Source organism: Catenovulum maritimum (assembly GCF_001050375.1).
GTDB classification, from domain to species: Bacteria; Pseudomonadota; Gammaproteobacteria; order Enterobacterales; family Alteromonadaceae; genus Catenovulum; species Catenovulum maritimum.
The window spans coordinates 1-17,095 of the sequence record NZ_KQ130485.1 but is presented as its reverse complement, the minus strand read 5'-3'; the positions used below and the strand labels follow the sequence as shown (position 1 = coordinate 17,095).

Here is a 17,095-nt window from a genome sequence, read left to right as displayed (position 1 = left end):
ATTTTGTCACCTAAAAGCCTAAGGTTAGGTAAATTTTCTTAAGCTTATAGCGATATTTATTAAGGCTGCTAAACTCAAATAAAAAACCAGAGAATAATAATTCATGCCATTAAGCTTACTCAAAGCAATAAGCTCAACAAAATTCTATTGTTTATACCTAGTAGGCATTGTCTTCATTTTACTTTTATCTGAAATATTTGCTCGCTCTTTTATTGCAACAGCTAAGGAAAAAGAAAGACGAAATATATATGAACAACTTTCTACTCATAGAGCAAACTTAGAAAGCGCACTTGCACGAGATTTAGCTTTAACTTCTAGTATTAAAACCTACATCGCCATCCACCCAGAACTAACTCAAGATGAATATACTTTATATGCACAAAATTTATTGATGCAGCAGCATCAAATTAAAAATATTGGTGCCGCAAAAGATCTAATTATTACGCACATGTTCCCGATGAAAGGTAACGAGAAGGCAGTTGGCTTAAATTATAATAAAAACCCAAATCAAAGAAGCGCAGCTTTACTGGCTGTAAAACAAAATAAAATTGTACTCGCTGGGCCATTGAATTTGATTCAAGGAGGCGTTGGTTTGATTGCGCGTCAACCCGTGTTTAAAGCTTATGATAATAGTTTGTGGGGATTGGTTTCTGTTGTTATTGATTTTGATAAGCTAATTAAAGTGGCCCAGTTAGATAAAGTTAAAGGCATTAAAATTGCGCTCAAAGGTAAAGATGCGAAAGGACAAGCTGGCGATGTTTTTTGGGGAGATGAAGCAATATTTCGAAATCCTGATGTTTTACTCGCTAATTTGAAGCTGCCCTATGGCTCTTGGGTATTAGGTGCAACGCCAAGTGACCATACTTCCCTCGTTAAATATTCAGCTTTTCATATTTTCTTTACGTTAGCGGCACTGTTGATCTTTAGTTTTATTACTTTTCAGCGTCGTCTCAATGCGATTCAAAAGCAGGCATTTGTGGAGCAGCTCACCGAATCCGAAAATCGATTTAGAATGATTTTTAAACTTAACCGCTCAGCTATGTTACTTCTTGATGGTGACACTGGAGCTATTATTGATGCGAATGATGGTGCTGAGCAGTTTTATGGTTACCCAAAAGCTAAATTATTGCAGTTGAGTTTAGATGATTTGAATGCTTTAACTGATTCGGCCCAAACCTTAATTACTTTATCTGAAGAGGGGCATTCTGGTGGGTATTGTGTTTCGCCACAAAAACTAGCTACAGGTGAGATTAGGACAGTTGAGATACATGCAACAGTGATTTCTATTTCTGGACAAAAAGTAATATTTTCTTTGATAAACGATATTACAGATGGTTTGGAAGGTGAGGGATTGTTAAAGCAGGCAGTTAAAAAAGCTGAAGAAGCCAGCCAAGCAAAATCCCAATTTTTGGCGAATATGTCGCATGAAATTAGAACCCCTATGAATGGCATCATAGGTTTGTCTGAGTTGTGTTTAGGCACTGGCCTAAACCTACAACAGCAGCAGTATGTTGAAAAAGTCTTACTTTCTGCGAAAAATTTAATGCATGTGATCAATGATGTTTTAGATTATTCCAAAATTGAAGCCGGTAAATTAGAACTGCACCCAGATTACTTTACCTTATCGGATCTAATTAAAGGGATTAACTCAACCATTGCTCATAGTGCTTTTGATAAAGGTTTGAACTTATTAGTAGACTTGGGAGATAGCCTTTACCCATTAATTGAAGCTGATAGGGTTAGGCTAAATCAAGTTTTACTCAATTTATTATCTAATGCGATTAAGTTTACTGAATACGGTACAGTTACTTTAAAAATCGAAGTTTTAGAACAAGCGCCTTCGCTGATTAAACTTCGCTTTTCTACTCTGGACACTGGGATTGGGATAGAAAAAGACGCTCAAACTAAGTTATTTCTTCCTTTTGAACAATTAGATAATTCATCTAGCCGACAGTTTGGTGGCACAGGTTTAGGCTTAGCTATATCTCAAGAATTAATCCATTTAATGGGCAGCCAGTTAAAACTTGAGTCGAGGGTTGGGCATGGTAGCTGTTTCTCGTTTGAGCTAGTCTTGCCAGCAATTGATAACGACACTAGCTATAGTTTAGCGGGTACGGGTATTAGACCTTTCATATTCATAGATTGCGAAAAAGAAAAAGCGATACTAAATAATTACTTTAAAGCCTTGGGAGTTGAACCTTTCACTCAGGGGTTAGCGAATATAAGTCAGATTCAGCAACCTCAGCCAAGTACCGACATATATATCTTAGATTATAAAGTCGACAAAGTTAGGCTTAAACAACTGATAGACAATAACTTGCTTAATACCAATAAATTAATTGTGTTAATCCCGAGTGGTTATGGCGAGTCGACGCATTTATTTAGCAGTATGGGCATATCCCACTTCATAACTAAACCTTATATTTCTGATGATATCTATAGCAAACTGGATGCAATTATTCGACCTAACTTAAAGCTTACCGGATTAGCTTTGCAGAGTGAAAGTAAGCCATTAGCAAACTTAAATTTATTGGTTGTGGAAGATAATGACATTAATCGAGAAATCGCTATGACGGTATTAAATCACTTAGGGGCTAATGTGGTTTGTGCTGAGAATGGTCAACTCGCGATAGATGTTATCAACCAACAAAAATTTGATTTAGTTTTAATGGATATTCAAATGCCTGTCATGGATGGTATTTCCGCAACTAAAATTATAAGACAGCATTATGATATACAGCAGCTTCCTATTATTGCGATGACAGCTCATGTTATGCAAACCGAGGTGGATACATTTATTGCAGCAGGTATGAATGCGCATGTTGGCAAGCCATTCGATCAAGAAAACCTCAAAAATGTAATTATGGAGAATATCCCAAACTTAAATTAAAAGTGGTATTTAATTAATAGGTTTAGGTTTTTCTCGGTTAGGTCCGCTATGCCGTATTTGTTTCTCCAATAAACAATTTCAGTACCTAGGTAAACTTTGTTTTCTGTATTGAATAAAGACGAAATCGAATACTTTAATTGCGAGGTAAAATTTACGCTGGCGTACGTTTGGTTGTTTTTACTACTCCAATCGATAAAGCCATCGTAGATAAATTGATGGCCAGAAAATTGAAAAGGAATCGCCCAAACATAGGTTAGTTGCCAGTTGTCTTCTATTTGCTCGTTATTTCGTTTTAGTAGGTTGAGTTTGAAAAATTTAAATTTTGGGATATTTAGATCTATACCTACACCATACAGATAATTTGCAAAGTCTTCCCCGAGCTCGGCAGTTGTCGATAGACTAATTTGATTGATTAAACTATGTGTTTCTGATTGCCAAATTTTGAGCCTAGGTGATATTTCTGAGTAGCTGGTTTTATTGCCATTTTTACTATGACTTCTGTCTGTAAATAAAAAGAGATCTCCCCAAGTACTGGCATTGACATATTCTAGCGTTAGTAACTGCCTTTCTGGATCTCCAACTTGATAGTTACTGCCTTTTAAGTAGCTTAAACTAAAATCGCTAAATAAGGTTTGAGCGTTAGATATGGTTGGGAAAAGGAGCAAAGCAATCAGAGGAAACCAGCGCATATCATATCCAATTTATTAAGATTCTTAACACTGAATATAGCGGGATAAATCTAAATTGCTAATACGGGATGTTATGATCTCGGCAAGTTTCGTTTGGTAGTTCAAGCTCGATTGTCGTGTGTGCTAAATCAAATTGGTGCAAATTTTCGTGCAGCGTGTTTTTCAACGCGAGTTGCTCGGCCGCATCCAGTGGCGACGCTAATTTTAAGTGCACAGTTAATACATGTCGTTCACCGTCTAAAGACCATAAATGTAAGTGATGTAAATCTTCAATTTGCGGAAGTGACTTTAAATATTGAGTGAGGCTTTCGACTAATGTTTCATCTGGTACTGATTGCAAAAATAATAGAATAGTCTGCTTTAGATTTCGAATGACATTGACCACAATAAATAAAGTAAAAGCGATTGATAAAATGGGATCCAAAATGGCGATCGGATAAACCAATAAAATCAGGCTTACAATTAATACGGCAACCCAACCCATGACATCTTCAATTAAATGCCAGTTTAAGATTTTTTCGCTTTGGCTCTCGCCTTTACTCAAACGCCAAGCTGCAGCGCCATTAACAATAATCCCCAGTATCGCCAATCCCACCATACCTTCGGCAAGTGGCATTTCAGGGTTAAACAACCTAGGGATAGATTCGAATAAGATCCAAATTGACCCAACAACTAATACACATGCATTGATAAATGCCGCGAGTAAAGAAAAGCGGCGATAACCATAAGTAAATTGCTCGTTTGGTTTTTTCTTGGAGAAGGTTTGCAGCGCCCAGGCTAAGCCGATTGCGAGTGAATCACCCAAATCATGAATCGCGTCTGCCAAGATTGCAGTGCTGTTTGTCCATAACCCGCCAATGATTTCTATTATCGTAAAACCAAGGTTGAGAAAAAAAGCGATCGCTATGTTTTTCTCTGAACCTGTATGGTGGTGATGATGCCCATGGTGGTGTCCGTGATGCCCATGATTATGCGCCATATAAAAACCTAAAAAACCAAATAACTTAGATTATGGCGTAAAAATTAACAGATAGATATGTCCTATCCAAACAATTGCTGCAGTCAATAAACTAAGTGCAACCGCTGCTGAGCCCATGTCTTTCGCTCGCCCGGCGAGAATATGATGGTCTAAGCTAATTCTATCTACTGTTGCTTCTATTGCCGAATTTAATAGCTCGACGATTAAAACTAATATTAATACCGAGACTAAAGCCATAAATCGGGTTAAAGATTCGCTAGTAAAAAAGGCGATAGGCATTAAACATAGAACTAATAACAATTCTTGTCTAAATGCTGCTTCATGAACAAAAGCAGCTTTTAGTCCTTTAAATGAGCAACTTGCTGCTTTGATAACTCGAGTAATGCCTGTACCATTAGGTTTTTGATTTTCAGTTTGTGAACTTGCGCTTGTCATAATTTATCCAGTTGGATTTAAATTTCGAGCTAGTCTTTAATATTTTGCGCTTGGTTACAATACTTGTTTGATGAATTTGTCGTGACAATTGATAATTTGAAAGCACAACCTAGTATGCAAGCTTACCCAATCCCAGAAGCGGATCATCAAGTCGAAGAAGTGATTAAGAATAGCCGATTCATTACTCGTGTCTTTAAATTGACAAGTTTTGAAGATGCAAAAAATCTAGTACAGCAACAAAAAATAGAATTTCCAGATGCAAGACATCACTGTTACGCCTTTATTGCCGGTAGTCCAACTCAACATAGCTTGATGGGGTTTTCTGATGATGGCGAACCCAGCGGAACAGCAGGTAAACCTATGTTAGCTGTACTACAAGGTTCTGGTATTGGGCATATTCTAGCGGTTTCTATTCGTTACTTTGGCGGTACCAAATTAGGTACTGGTGGACTCGTCAAAGCTTATGCGGGTGGTGTTAAATTAGCTTTAGCTAGTTTAGCTACTCAAGTATATGTGCCCAAAGACGAATATAAAATTGGTTGCGATTACCGTCACCTAGATCAAATTAATTATTGGTTAGCACAAGCATCGGCTGACATAATTACAACAGACTTTACTGATAAAGTTTGGCTAACGGTTGCGATTGCAGATAATGAAAAAGAAGAATTAATGAGTAAGTTAGGCGAAATGCAACTACAGCTAGAACCTAGGGAAGCATAACTAAAATGAAATATCGTTCGATAATTAGAATACTTGGTATCTTGGTTGGGATATTCAGCATTTCAATGCTTCCACCTGCACTTGTTTCACTCATTTATAAAGACGGTGGTGGTCTTGCTTTTGTTTTAGCATTTGTCGCTAGTTTAATTATTGGTATGATTTTGTGGTACCCAAATCGTGCTGAAATGGGCGATTTAAAAGCCCGTGAAGGTTTTCTGATCGTCGTGTTATTCTGGACAGTTCTGGGTTTAGCAGGGGCTATGCCATTTGCCTTTCTAGATGTACCCGAAATCAGTATTACAGATGCTATATTTGAAAGTTTTTCTGGTTTAACCACAACCGGTGCGACAGTACTAACCGGTTTAGACACATACCCTAAAGCGATTCTATTTTATAGGCAGCAACTACAATGGTTTGGTGGTATGGGGATCATTGTTTTAGCTGTTGCGATTTTACCTATGTTAGGTATTGGTGGTTTACAGCTTTACCGTGCGGAAACGCCTGGTCCGGTTAAAGACTCAAAAATGACACCAAGGATAGCGGACACAGCAAAACATCTTTGGTTTATTTATTTAGCTTTAACCATTAGTTGTACTTTGGCCTATTGGGCTGCGGGTATGACTTTGTTTGATGCTATTTGTCACTCTTTCTCCACTATAGCAATAGGTGGTTTCTCGACCCATGATGCCAGTCTAGGCTATTTTGATAGCCCATTAATCAATTGGATTTGTGTTATCTTTTTACTTATTTCTGGGGTTAACTTTGCACTACATTATGGTGTTGTCAAATCCCGATCTATTCTAAATTATTTAAAAGATCCTGAATTTAAAGTCTTTTTGGGTATTCAGCTTGGTCTGACCATTTTGTGTTTTTTAGTCTTACTAGATAATAACTATTTTGAAACACCAGAAACAGCATTCAACCAAGCTGCATTTCAGGCAGTTTCCATTAGTACAACGGCTGGCTTCGCCACAGACAGCTTTGCCGATTGGCCATTGTTTTTACCTATCTTACTTATTTTTTCTAGTTTTATAGGTGGTTGCGCCGGCTCAACTGGTGGTGGTTTAAAAGTGGTTAGGGTTATCTTGTTGTATCTTCAAGGTCTTAGAGAATTAAATCGATTGGTTCATCCTAAAGCCGTATTTTCTATTAAATTAGGTCGTAAAGCTTTACCTGATAGAGTGATAGATGCCGTTTGGGGATTCTTCTCAGCTTACGCTGTTGTTTTTGTTGTGATTATGATTGCCTTAATTGCTACTGGTATGGATGATTTATCTGCGTTTTCTGCAACCGTTGCTTGTTTAAATAACTTAGGTCCTGGCTTAGGTGAGGTGGCAAGTCATTTCGGTAGCATTCCAGATACTGCAAAAAGTATTTTGGTTGTTGCCATGCTATTTGGACGATTAGAGGTATTCACCCTGTTGGTTTTATTCACTCCTACTTTTTGGCGTTCTTAAATGGTGGCTTTAGATTTAGTTCAGCAGTTAAATTTAGTACCGCATCCAGAAGGTGGCTATTTTACAGAAACCTATCGCAGTGAGTTAACTATTCAAGCTATGGGGTTTGATGCCGAAAGAGCATGTTCAACGGGGATTTATTTTTTACTTGAACAAGGTGATTTTTCAGCATTTCATCGAATTAAGTCTGATGAAATGTGGCATTTTTATTCGGGTCAAACATTAGAAATTATTGAAATTGACTTAGCGGGGACGCTAAGCGTTACCTTGCTTGGGCAAGATATTACTAATGGTGAACAACCTCAGTATGTTGTTAAGGCGGGGCACTGGTTTGCTTCTCGGCCTAAACCAACAAGTTTGTATAGTTTAGTTGGTTGTACTGTTGCGCCTGGATTTGATTTTGCCGATTTCGAGATGGCAGATAGTAAAACCTTAATCGAACGTTTTCCTCAGCATAAAGACTATATAAATCAGCTATGCCGAGATTAGATTTGAGCGGTTTAAAGCAGTAAATCTTCGACTATAGGATGAAATCTATCGGCAGATTCAATTAAGGAATTCGCCGTTAAACTTGGCACACCGTAAACTTCTGCTGTAACACCATAAGCTTGGCGGATCTTATGCAGTAATAAATCAAAATCGCCATCGCCAGATAGTAAAATAACCTTATCAACTCGCTTTGCCGCTTCTAGCACATCGATTGCAATACCGACATCCCAATCCCCTTTAGCGGAACCATCTGCTCTTTGGATAAATGGTTTTAGTTTCACATTAAAGCCTATATGTTTTAATGCGCTTTGAAACTTATGTTGGCCATCATCACTACGTTGAATCGCGTAAGCGGTCGCCTCGACTATGTCACCTTGGTAATTCACAATTTTCCAAAAATCACGGTAGTTAAACTGTCTGTTATAGGCTTGTTTTGTGGTGTAGTAAATGTTTTGCACATCTACAAAAATCGCTATCTTTGTCATTGTGATTTATTTTTAAAAACTCTGTATAACACTTTATTGCTTTAGCTTGATTAAAGCGAGCGCTTATTTATTTAAAGTTTAATTTACTCAGTTTTTGCACATTATATGCACTTTTTGCTTATAAACTGATAATTAGTTGAATAAGCAAAAGGTTAATGACAAATAATGAAAACAATAAAGTTAAGAAACTTTGCCCGACTTTGTGTCACCTGTATTGTATGTTTGAGTGTTGCTTTATTTTCAGTGTTATCTATGGCCGCTGAGCAAAATTATGACCCTAAGGATCTAGCGGATAAATTTAGCTTAGTAAGCAAGTAAGTATTCACAGTTATTGAAACAAACCTGTCTCGCCTGTTAATCGCGTTTTTTAGCTGATATTTTTTCAACTTGTCGAAAATCGACTAAACGGCTAAACTACTGTTAATTTCAACAGTTGTTTAAGTTGTATCTCATGCAAATAAGCCGTTTGGCGAATCAAGCCGTAAAGACTCTTGCTGGTGTTGGCCCCAAATTGGCTGAGAAGCTAGCAAATATAGATATTCACTCGGTTGAAGACTTATTATTTCATTTACCGTATCGCTATGAAGATCGAACTCGAGTATGTCCAATCGGCGATTTACGTCCTGAAATGCAAGTTGGAATTAGAGCTGAGATCCTTAGTTGTGATCTGGTATTTGCGCGTCGCCGGATGCTGACTTGTAAAGTTGATGATGGTACGGGTAGCTTAACCCTTAAATTTTTTCATTTTAATGCCGGACAGAAAAGCCAACTCAGTGTTGGAAAAACGCTTCATGCTTTTGGTGAAATAAAGCGAGGAAGGCATGGCTGGGAAATTATTCATCCAGAATATAAGATAGTTTCTGCAGATAAACCCACTCCAGTTGAAGAGGCTTTAACCCCTGTTTATCATGCCACAGAAGGTTTAAAGCAAACTCAATTAAGAAATTTAACCGATCAAGCACTCGCATTATTGGCAAGAAGTGAAGTACAAGAGTTGCTGCCTGAATCCATGCGGCTAAATCGTTTTGGCTTAAAGCAGGCCTTACAAATATTACATCGACCGCCACCAGACGTAGCACTTGAGTTATTAGAACAAGGCTTGCATCCTGCGCAGCAAAGTTTAGCTTTTGAAGAGCTAGTGGCGCATAACCTGAGTATGTTGCAATTAAGGGCGTTAACTCAACAGCATAAAGCGGCAGCCATTAGGGTTGAACACGCGCAAATTAATACTTTTTTGGCGACTTTACCATTTGAACCAACTCAAGCCCAGCAAAGAGTAGTTGCTGAAATTCAACAAGACATGCAGCAAGCTATACCTATGATGCGTTTAGTGCAAGGCGACGTTGGTTCTGGTAAAACGCTCGTTGCGGCATTAGCTGCACTATCTGCTTTAAAGCAGGGATTACAGGTCGGGCTAATGGCGCCAACTGAGATTTTAGCAGAGCAACATGCAATCAATTTTAGTCGCTGGTTTGAACCTTTAGGGTTTAAGGTCGATTGGCTGGCTGGAAAACTAACCGCGAAGCAAAAACGAGAAACCACAGCCCGAATTTTATCAGGTGAAAGCCAGATGGTTGTAGGCACTCACGCGCTATTTCAGGAGTCTGTCGAATTTAAAAATCTGGCTTTAGTGATTATTGATGAACAACATAGGTTTGGTGTCCATCAAAGATTAAGCTTAAGAGAAAAAGGGCTGAAAACGGGTTTTGTACCGCACCAATTAATCATGACGGCAACGCCTATTCCTAGAACATTGGCGATGACAGCATACGCAGATTTAACCACTTCTGTCATAGATGAATTGCCGCCAGGACGAACACCAATACAGACTGCCGTAGTACCGGATACGCGCAGAGCAGAAGTCATCAGTCGAGTTGAGCATGCTTGTAAAACGGAAAAGCGACAAGTTTACTGGGTATGTACCTTAATTGAAGAGTCTGAAGTTTTAGAGTGCCAAGCGGCAGAGGATACATGTGAACAACTGCAAGCTGCGCTACCGAACTTAGTGATAGGTTTGGTGCATGGTCGAATGAAATCGGGTGAAAAGCAACAGGTGATGAGCGCATTTAAAAATGGCGAACTCGATTTATTGGTTGCAACTACAGTGATTGAGGTTGGGGTCGATGTGCCTAATGCCAGCTTGATGATAATAGAAAACCCTGAACGTTTAGGTTTAGCTCAGTTGCATCAACTGAGAGGACGAGTTGGGCGAGGCTCAGTCGCCAGTCATTGTGTTTTATTATACAAGACGCCACTCTCTGATAATGGCTTTAAACGTTTAAGTGTGATGCGTGAAAGTACGGATGGCTTTTATATTGCACAAAAAGATCTTGAAATTCGAGGACCAGGAGAATTACTCGGGACTAAGCAAACTGGAGATATGACTTTTAAAGTTGCTGATTTAATGCGGGATTCTGAATTGATTCCTACCGCGAGAAATTTGGCAAATAAAATAGAAAGGCAGCATACAGAGTTATTATTACCCTTGGTCAATCGCTGGATAGGTAGCAAACAGGTCTATGCTCAAGCCTAACTTTTTTAATGTATTAGTCGTTTATTAAGAGTTATTGAGTGCCCTGATGGCCTCTATCAATCGCATAACGTAAAATATCTCGCCAAGTGACAATACCAACCAATTCGGCGTGTTCATTTACTACGGGTAGGGCACTAATATCATTGGCTAAAATAAGCTCTGCTGCCGCAACCACGCCTGTTTCTGGGGTGATCGTAATTAAATCGCGCGACATGATTTGATGCGCTCTTTTTTCTAGGGTGGATTTATCTCTTTGATACTCACCAGCTGTCCCTATAAATGGGCTTAAAGCTGAACGTAAATCACGATCTGAAATAACCCCCACTAATTTTTTGCCTGAAACCACAGGTAAATGATGAATTTTGGCTTGGTTCATTAAATCTTGAACTAGCCATAAAGCGTCATCCATACCAACAGAAATAACCCTTGCACTGATCAACTTAGAGATCGACATAATTCCCCTTGCTATAACTAAAAAGTATATTCCTATATTACTTTAATTTAGTACATTAATTGACCGCAAGTAAAATTAAGTTCTAAAATGAGTTTAACTGACTGAAAATGATCTTTCAGTTTGAGTAAGTCACTTATAATTTCGTTATACTTAAATTTGTCATAAATAATTAATTCTAATGCATTGTTAAGTTAGTTAATTTATTAAATCTTATATAGGTAATGACGATAAAAAAAGTATCTTGATACTGTTTAATGGATAAGGATAACAAGTATGTTAAAAACTGCAAAAAGAGCCAGATCAGCTGAAGACAAGTCGATAAAGCGTGAATTAATTTTAAGTACAGCAGCAGAATTATTTGATATTGAACCTGATGCTTTACCTACCGCAGCCGCAATTGCCAGTAAGTCAGGTATAGCTAAAGGCACTGTTTATCTTTATTTCAAGAGCAAAGAAGAGATCTTCCTCGCACTGTTAGAAGAACACTATCAAGCTTGGTTTGCTGATATACGTTCAGCAATTACAGCAGATAAGCCTGACTCAGATGAAATTATCAATGCGATTTGCCATTATATTGAGAGCCAGCCTCAGTTTTTCCAATTAGCTAGCTTAAGCAGTTCTATTATTGAACAGAATGTTGACTCAGAAATTTTACTTAACTTTAAGCAAAGACTAGTTCAAATTGTCACTTCAGCATCTCAAGATTTAGCCAGTCGTTTAGAGCTCGATGAGCACGAAACCTGTGCCCAATTATTAATGCGTAGTTACGCTATGCTTATCGGCTTATGGCAAATTAGTCATCCACCAGAAAAAAATGCCGAAATCTTACAAGATCCTAGCTTAAGCTTGATACAGCCTGAGTTTAGCTTAGAGGCCAGAGATGCACTCGCTCAATTATGGCATGGTTACATAGGCCAGAAAGGTTCAAAATCAACAGGTCGATTCTGGAAAATTGGCAACTTATTCGCCAAAGCCGATTAAGCGCTGGTGAGCTTTATATTTTAGATAGATTAGCGTTAAAAATTCAGCTCTAGTTTTGAGTTTTTAACGCTTATATTCACCCTCGCTAAATCAAATTAACCTTCTTTAGTTTGACAAGCTTCAAGTAATTTATTACTCATCTCAAGGTCAGTTAATGCTCTAGATAGCGCCATTCCCCCAATCATAGTGCTTGCATGTTTCAAAGCCTGTTGTTGATCTAATCCATAGCTTTCAATATGCGTGATAAACCTTTTAAATATCTCAGTGTAGGTTTGTTTAACCTGCTCATCTTGTTGGTTAATATCTGTAATTAAAAACGCCAGTGGACAACCAGCTCGCTCGGTATCTCTGTGACCCTTGCTAAGATATAGCTGGGTGATAGATTTTAAATCTTTTGGCGTAGCAAGTGCTTGCATACTATTAGAGGCATAGCTTGAAGCAGATAGCAATGCTTGCTGATATAAATCCGCTTTCGATTTAAAGTGTGCATAAAATGCACCTCTGGTTAACGAAGCATGTTTCATTACATCGTTGATTGAAACTTTATCGAATCCATTATGAGTAAATAAAGTTGCAGCGCTACTGAGAATCTTCTGTTTTGTTTTGAGTTTGTGTGTTGATTGCCAAGCCATAGTTAACTCCAGATTAAACTATGGCTTTAGCATAATTGATTTTAAAATATGTTCACTAACATATTTTATTCTTTAGCTGTATTAGCTAATTTATATTTTTGCGTCATATTATCCACAATTTCTTGTGCGTTATAGCTTTCCAAAATGTCTGGGCGTACAGCCTTACCCATTTTTATCTCTAAAATAGACTCAATGTCGTTAGATTGGTCACCAAAGGTAAAGCCAACACCTATGCTGGTGGATGGTCGATATGAGGTTTTACAGCCAAGTAAACCACATTCTCTAGTTGCGTTTACGCCTCTACTGGCGCTGATATTAGGTCTTTGTTCTGCTTTATTGACGACGGTTTCTTTTGATACCACAATGAACCAGTCATAACCTTGCTGAACCGTTAACTCTGCCGCTCTCAATAAAGCAAAGTCTGCAACTTTGGCTCTATCATCACCACGAGTTTTAAACTGGACTCTATATCTGTCAGCGTTAATTAAGCTTTCTTGGTAGCCATAACCTGAGTTGTTAGCTGGCTTGTATTCTGACTTAGCTGCGCAACCTGCTAGCAAGATAAAGCTAAACACAAGTATCATTTTTGCATTTAAATGGGCTGAAGTTTTCATATCTACCTCCTGGGCGAACCCTAATATGTTGAAGTTATTTTGACCACTGAGCTGCTATCGCGGCTCGTTCCGCTTGGCTATCTAGAAAATCGCCCACAGCTGACTGCTCAATATAATTTCTAACTTGGCTGTTTGATGTGGCTGTTTGGTACTGATTTTCGTCTTGCTTGGCTTGAAAAAAGCTAGCAGTTAACTGCCACTCACCAGCCATTCGACAAGCTATATTTTGTGATGCCTGTATTTCGCTAGTCATTTCGTAGTGGCGACAAAATTGACCCGCTTGGTTTTTAAAGCTCAATTTAGGTTTAAACATATCGCCATTGGCTAAAATATCGCTTTCACCACTTGCTTTTTGCTCTAACATATTCGTTATTTGAGCCCATTGTTGTTCGTTATCAAATGAAGCATTTGTTGAGAGTAAACTCGCAACACTAAAGCCTGCAACCAAAGCCACAGAAGCCGCCATCGCCACATGTTGTTGCACTGATTTATGCATTTTTTGCCATTTACTCAGCTGAACTATATTCGTTTGCTTTGATTCCACAGCTTGCTGCTTGTCTTCTGCTAGTAGCTCAGATACAGCTGAAGGTATAGGCTGATGGTTAATTTCTTGGTACTGATTTGCGATAATTTCATCGACCATCGCAAGGTCGGCAAGCCTTTCTGCTAAACCATCATCAATAAGCAGTTGCTCTCTAACTTGCTGCATTTCTGTTTCAGTTAATTCCGCATCTAAAAATGCAGATAAAATTTCGTCGGTAATATTAAGCTGGCTCATGAGATAAGCTCTCCATTTCGTGTTTTAAGCACTGGCTTAAGCTAGCTCGCGCTCTTGCTAATCTACTCATCACTGTACCTAAAGGTACGCTTAAGGTTTCTGCGACTTCCTTGTACGACATGCCTTGAATCGCGACTAAAGAAATAATCGATCTTTGATCGTTTGGTAAAACATCCATAGCGGTATTAATTTGCTGCAAACTTAATTTTTGCTGCATAACATGTTCTGCGCTAACTTCGCTGTATTGGCTTAATTCAGGTGACTCAGCCGCGGTTTGGCGTACTTTTCTTGATCGGTATTCGTCAATCCATAAATTTCGGCAAACTCTAAATACCCATTTATTTAAGTCGACATCTTCTGGTACGCCTTTAGCCAGCACTCGTTCAACTGTATTTTGCAATAAATCATCTGCATCATGCTGGTTTCCGGTTAACGAAAACGCAAAACGTCGTATCATTGGCACTAACAAGGTTAATTCAGTTTTCATTTTATATCTCCTATACACTAGGTAGACGGACTAGAATTTTATTTATTCCCAAAAAATGGAATTTTTTTTAATTTAATACGTTTTTATACTAATAGTCCTAGCTTACTCTTAAATTTTATCAAGCATTAGGTTTGTAGTTGGGTACATGAGTAACAAACTTGAATTCGGGATAATAACTTGCTTGCTAGGAGCAGTTTTTCCTTATTATTGTGTTTAATTTTAAATTATTACAATGCCTTAGGTCGCTTCTTCTTCCGAGTTCAGGTTAACAATCATTTTTGTGGGGTAAATTATGACATTTTTTAAACATGGGATTTTGCTTTTAGCCTTTGCTGTAAAGCCTAGCTTTGCTAACTTGCTCGATTTAGAGTCGGTTACCTCTCAAATTGAAGATGTGAATCAAACTATTAGCGAACGCGTTTCGGATATAAAAACCGAGAAAATCAAACCTATAACCAATCAAACCCATATAAAAGTAGACAACTTGGCGAGTGAAATAATTAACTTAGAGTTAATTACACCAGTGACCGAACTCGCTAAAAAAATGGATGTTCGAGATCGCCAGGGTAACTTGCTATACCAAGATGTTGAAGTCGAAAATGGTTGGCGAGCGATTGCTCAGCAATGGCTTGCCTGGTTTACCCTAGCTGAATTAAGACAATTTAATCGGGCCGTAGCTGAACTCAATATTCATATTCAGGCGCAAGAATCTTTTCCTAGTTTAGGTTTAAATCTGGTTAAGTTTCAGGTGCCAGCTAGTTATGACAGTTACCAAAAACTTAGCAAAACCTTACCCTCACATTTAATGAATAAAATTGACCGTAACCATGTTTATACAGCGCAAAATGCTGAAACAACAGCGAGTTCGACACAAGAAAATTTAAACCAGAATCGACAGGTATGCGATGATAGAATCAAGCTGGGTATGGTCGATACAGCAATCAATACTAAGCATCTAGCTTTAGCTCAGAGCCAAATTATTCAACAATCCTTTTTGGCCGAGAATATTCAAACACCTCAGGCTCACGGTACCGCTGTTGCTGCGCTTCTGGTGAGTTCCTCTCCAGTCATTCCAGCACTGACGCCAAATGCACAGTTATATTCGGCAGCGGTTTTTCACCCCCAAGGTAAATATGCACAAGGCGCGGCTCTGATTAATCTAATTAAAGGTTTAGATTGGTTAATTCAGCAAGATGTTAAGGTGATTAATATGAGTTTAGCAGGGCCAGACAATTCGGTGCTTGCTCAGGCTGTAAAATTGGCTCATAGCCAACAGGTGACTATAGTGGCTGCGGTTGGTAATCAAGGTCCAAGCGCTCCACCTATGTATCCAGCCGCTTATCCGCAAGTTATTGCGGTAACCGCAGTAGACAAACAAGCTGGAATTTACCGCTGGGCTAATCGAGGAGAGTATGTTGACTTTGCTGCTGTCGGCGTTGCAGTTAAAACGGCAAGAGGAGAGGGGGAGTTTGGCGCAGAATCCGGTACATCAATCGCAACTCCGGTTGTAACGGCTTATGTTGCTTGCGAAAAATTAGCTCAACGAAACTCTAATTTTTATCAAACACTCATTCAAAAGGTGACCGATTTAGGTCCCCCAGGGAAAGATTCAATCTATGGCTATGGCTTATTGAGCCAATAGCTTAAATCTTGTTAAAGCTAAATTAGTTGCCTTGAATAAGCTGATATTTCAGCCTAAAGTTTGCTCTGAACCTAATCAAAATCATCAAGTAGTATATTGCTAAGACAAACGAAGTTCCCTCGCTATTTTCTATGCAAACTCCAGTATTGTTTTAGCCACTATGTCTTTCTCCCAGTCACCTCGTTTTATTCGAATGTTCAAATATTTAAAAATATATTAAATTAGATCGAATTAAATAGACTGCTCAGGACAAATTATACTTTGTTGGGATTTACTTCGTTCTGTTCAATTTATTTGAGCTGTCTTTCTTTTTAGCAAAGTAGGTTCATTGAATGCACTCTTTCATTATCGGTTAATGGCATGGACAATCTAGAAACTTTAATATCATCCTTATTTACCTTGGTTTTCTCTATAGCTGTATTGATTTACTACTTAAATCCTAAAAAGTCTAAATGCTACGATTGCCATGACGTAATAAGTATCCACAAGGAAAATAGGTACACGCTTACAGTCAACGAAGAGCAATGTGCTTTATGTCGGAAATGTTATACGAAGCGCCAAAAACAAGAGTCTCTTCCTGCTCAAAACTGCTATTGCTGCGGAAAGAAATTTAATGCTCGAATGAAGATACTAGAGTGGGAGGTATATAAGAGTGCATATTTTTTATGCGCAGCTTGTAATAGGAAGGGGAAATCGAAACTCAAAAGTCAGTTCCAGTTGCCCGAAATTTTTCCTGATTATTTTATTAAAATGCACACCTCATACCAGGGCAAGATCATACTTTAGTTGCTAAATAACCCCAAAGTATGATCAAATCTAGTTTTTTTTGG

17 protein-coding genes are annotated in these 17,095 nt (G+C 38.4%); 8 read left to right on the top strand and 9 right to left on the bottom strand.

The window, feature by feature from the left end:
• Positions 1–103 precede the first annotated feature (103 nt).
• The gene (locus tag XM47_RS05470; RefSeq protein WP_048690576.1) at positions 104–2,890 is read left to right on the top strand and encodes a response regulator; all 2,787 of its coding nucleotides are present in this window, start codon (positions 104–106) and stop codon (positions 2,888–2,890) included.
• On the opposite strand, the gene XM47_RS05465 is transcribed toward XM47_RS05470, so the two are convergent.
• From XM47_RS05465 to XM47_RS05455, 3 genes are read right to left on the bottom strand one after another with little or no spacing between them, the layout of a single operon-like run.
• Positions 2,887–3,579, bottom strand: coding sequence for a DUF5020 family protein (locus XM47_RS05465; RefSeq protein WP_048690574.1), 693 nt, complete (start codon positions 3,577–3,579; stop codon positions 2,887–2,889). The two genes, XM47_RS05470 and XM47_RS05465, sit on opposite strands and share 4 nt — an antisense overlap.
• Positions 3,580–3,637: 58 nt before the next feature.
• On the bottom strand, positions 3,638–4,558 hold the full coding sequence (locus XM47_RS05460; protein WP_048690573.1) for a cation diffusion facilitator family transporter: 921 nt from the start codon (positions 4,556–4,558) through the stop codon (positions 3,638–3,640).
• A gap of 30 nt (positions 4,559–4,588) precedes the next feature.
• Positions 4,589–4,993 (bottom strand): diacylglycerol kinase, encoded by a 405-nt coding sequence (locus XM47_RS05455; protein WP_048690570.1) that lies wholly within the window; start codon positions 4,991–4,993, stop codon positions 4,589–4,591.
• A gap of 63 nt (positions 4,994–5,056) precedes the next feature.
• Between XM47_RS05455 and XM47_RS05450 the strand changes: the two genes are divergently transcribed.
• From XM47_RS05450 to XM47_RS05440, 3 genes are read left to right on the top strand one after another with little or no spacing between them, the layout of a single operon-like run.
• The gene (locus tag XM47_RS05450) at positions 5,057–5,713 is read left to right on the top strand and encodes a YigZ family protein (RefSeq protein WP_245623419.1); all 657 of its coding nucleotides are present in this window, start codon (positions 5,057–5,059) and stop codon (positions 5,711–5,713) included.
• Between the two features lie 5 nt (positions 5,714–5,718).
• On the top strand, positions 5,719–7,170 hold the full coding sequence (locus XM47_RS05445; protein WP_048690568.1) for a TrkH family potassium uptake protein: 1,452 nt from the start codon (positions 5,719–5,721) through the stop codon (positions 7,168–7,170).
• Positions 7,171–7,659, top strand: coding sequence for a cupin domain-containing protein (locus tag XM47_RS05440; RefSeq protein ID WP_048690566.1), 489 nt, complete (start codon positions 7,171–7,173; stop codon positions 7,657–7,659).
• Between the two features lie 11 nt (positions 7,660–7,670).
• Here XM47_RS05440 and XM47_RS05435 read toward each other — a convergent pair whose 3' ends face one another.
• Positions 7,671–8,144, bottom strand: coding sequence for a LabA-like NYN domain-containing protein (locus tag XM47_RS05435; protein WP_048690564.1), 474 nt, complete (start codon positions 8,142–8,144; stop codon positions 7,671–7,673).
• 165 nt (positions 8,145–8,309) lie between these two features.
• Between XM47_RS05435 and XM47_RS19090 the strand changes: the two genes are divergently transcribed.
• Both XM47_RS19090 and recG read left to right on the top strand, forming a co-directional pair.
• Positions 8,310–8,462: a hypothetical protein gene (locus tag XM47_RS19090; protein ID WP_154665744.1), complete on the top strand. Its 153-nt coding sequence runs from the start codon at positions 8,310–8,312 to the stop codon at positions 8,460–8,462.
• A gap of 133 nt (positions 8,463–8,595) precedes the next feature.
• A complete protein-coding gene (gene recG / locus XM47_RS05430) occupies positions 8,596–10,677 on the top strand; it encodes an ATP-dependent DNA helicase RecG (RefSeq protein WP_048690563.1) in 2,082 nt (693 codons plus the stop codon).
• A 31-nt stretch (positions 10,678–10,708) separates the two neighbouring features.
• Here recG and XM47_RS05425 read toward each other — a convergent pair whose 3' ends face one another.
• Positions 10,709–11,131: a CBS domain-containing protein gene (locus XM47_RS05425; protein WP_053084516.1), complete on the bottom strand. Its 423-nt coding sequence runs from the start codon at positions 11,129–11,131 to the stop codon at positions 10,709–10,711.
• A 273-nt stretch (positions 11,132–11,404) separates the two neighbouring features.
• Here XM47_RS05425 and XM47_RS05420 point away from each other — a divergent pair, with 273 nt between their 5' ends.
• Positions 11,405–12,112: a TetR/AcrR family transcriptional regulator gene (locus tag XM47_RS05420; RefSeq protein WP_048690560.1), complete on the top strand. Its 708-nt coding sequence runs from the start codon at positions 11,405–11,407 to the stop codon at positions 12,110–12,112.
• A 95-nt stretch (positions 12,113–12,207) separates the two neighbouring features.
• Here XM47_RS05420 and XM47_RS05415 read toward each other — a convergent pair whose 3' ends face one another.
• The 4 genes from XM47_RS05415 to XM47_RS05400 all read right to left on the bottom strand — a co-directional run bounded on the left by XM47_RS05415 (position 12,208) and on the right by XM47_RS05400 (position 14,623).
• On the bottom strand, positions 12,208–12,744 hold the full coding sequence (locus XM47_RS05415) for a TetR/AcrR family transcriptional regulator (protein ID WP_048690559.1): 537 nt from the start codon (positions 12,742–12,744) through the stop codon (positions 12,208–12,210).
• 65 nt (positions 12,745–12,809) lie between these two features.
• Positions 12,810–13,358, bottom strand: coding sequence for a CC0125/CC1285 family lipoprotein (locus tag XM47_RS05410; protein ID WP_077066487.1), 549 nt, complete (start codon positions 13,356–13,358; stop codon positions 12,810–12,812).
• Positions 13,359–13,392: 34 nt separating this feature from the next.
• Positions 13,393–14,136 carry a hypothetical protein gene (locus XM47_RS05405; RefSeq protein ID WP_048690558.1) on the bottom strand — a complete coding sequence of 248 codons (744 nt, stop codon included), beginning with the start codon at positions 14,134–14,136 and terminating at the stop codon, positions 13,393–13,395.
• Positions 14,123–14,623, bottom strand: a complete 501-nt coding sequence (locus XM47_RS05400) for an RNA polymerase sigma factor (protein WP_048690556.1) — start codon at positions 14,621–14,623, stop codon at positions 14,123–14,125. Before XM47_RS05400 ends, XM47_RS05405 begins: the two co-directional genes overlap by 14 nt.
• 292 nt (positions 14,624–14,915) lie before the next feature.
• Here XM47_RS05400 and XM47_RS05395 point away from each other — a divergent pair, with 292 nt between their 5' ends.
• Positions 14,916–16,265, top strand: a complete 1,350-nt coding sequence (locus XM47_RS05395) for a S8 family serine peptidase (RefSeq protein ID WP_048690555.1) — start codon at positions 14,916–14,918, stop codon at positions 16,263–16,265.
• Positions 16,266–17,095 lie beyond the last annotated feature (830 nt).